This is a genomic window from Microcystis sp. M53603_WE2 (assembly GCF_030065435.1).
The window spans coordinates 1-1,541 of sequence record NZ_JASJFF010000201.1 but is presented as its reverse complement, the minus strand read 5'-3'; the positions used below and the strand labels follow the sequence as shown (position 1 = coordinate 1,541).

The 1,541-nt window shown below is 45.7% G+C and carries 1 protein-coding gene; it reads right to left on the bottom strand.

Annotated features, from left to right (window positions below):
* On the bottom strand, nt 1–1,541 hold a 1,541-nt coding region (locus tag PX481_RS04315; RefSeq protein ID WP_288093772.1), incomplete at both ends, for an efflux RND transporter permease subunit.

Genomic DNA, 1,541 nt, shown 5'->3' with positions numbered 1-1,541 from the left:
TCCAATATTAACCTGACGTTGACGGTTAAAGCGTTGAATTTCCGCAGGTCCACTACCTAAGCTAATTGTCGCCACCGAGTTAAGCGGTACTAACGTCCCATTACTGCTAGGAACGCGCAAATTTTGCAGAGTTTCTATCTCACTGCGTCCATCATTGGCAATTTTTACCCGGATGGGAATTTGTCGGTCAGCAAGGTTAAATTTAGCTAAATTAAACTCATTATCGCCGATTAAAGCTAAAGATGCAGTACGAGCGATCGCTCTGACCGAGACTCCCTGATCGGCAGCCCGGACAGGATCCGGTTGAATAATGATCTCCGGTTTAACTAAACTTACCCCGGAACTGACCTCGACAAAACCGGGTAAAGCCCGCATTTCTCGCTCTAATTTTTGGGCAGTTTGGGTTAAAATATCGCCATTTTCACTTTTTAAAATAATAGCGACATCCTTAGTGCTTCCTGCTCCCCCCTGCGCCCGAAAACTAACTCTAGCACCAGGTATCTTCTGGAAATCCCGGCGGGTTTGTTCCTCAAATTGCCGTTGAGTTAGCGATCGCTGTTCCTTAGGAACTAAATTAACATATATTAACCCCGTATTTACCCGTCCCGAATCTCCCGGAATAGCCAAAACATTAGCGACGGCGGTATTTTTTTGCAGTAAACTATTCACCTGATTAGCCACGGCAACAGTATCATTCAAAGTCGCACCGGGAGGCAATTCTAGGCTTATTGTACTTAATCCGGTATCCCCAGAACTAAATAACCCTTTTGGAATCAAGGGAACTAACTGTAAACTACCGATAAAAAAGGCCAAAGCCGCCAATAAAGTCAGGATTCGATGACGTAAAGCCCAAGTTAACAAACTTTTGTAGGGACGAAAACGCGGGAGCGAGGAGGGATTATCATCACCGGTTTTCAGCTTTTTCGGCTGTAGAATATAGGCACTTAACATCGGGGTGACGGTGACAGCGATCAAACTGGAAAATAGGGTAGAAACCGCCACCGTAACGCCGAAAGGTTGAAAGAATTGGCCCGGCACACCGCCCATAAAAGCAACCGGCAGGAATACCGCTATAATTGCCGCAGCACTGGCTAAAACGGCTAATCCAATCTCTTTTGAGGCATCAAAAGCCGCTTGCAGGGGTTTTTTACCCATAGCTAAATGTTGATCGATGTCCTCCACCATACACACCGCATCATCGACAAGATTACCCAAAGCTAAAGCTAAGGCCAGCAGGGTCATACCGTTAAGGGTATAATTTAGGGACTGCATCACCCAAAAAGTCGGGAAAATCGACAAAGGCAGGGCTAAACCCGTGATAATCGTGGCGCGCCAATTGCCTAAAAATAGACCTACCGTGATCACCGTCATCATACAACCAATCAGGAGATCGCTAAGAAGGCTTTCGTAACTAGCACGAATTGAGTCAGCACGGGTAAAAATTAATTGAAATTTAATATCTTCGGGCAGTTTTTTCTTTAAATTCTCGATTTCTTGACGCACTGCTGTTTCTACCGTCACCAAGGTGCTGCCAGTCCCCC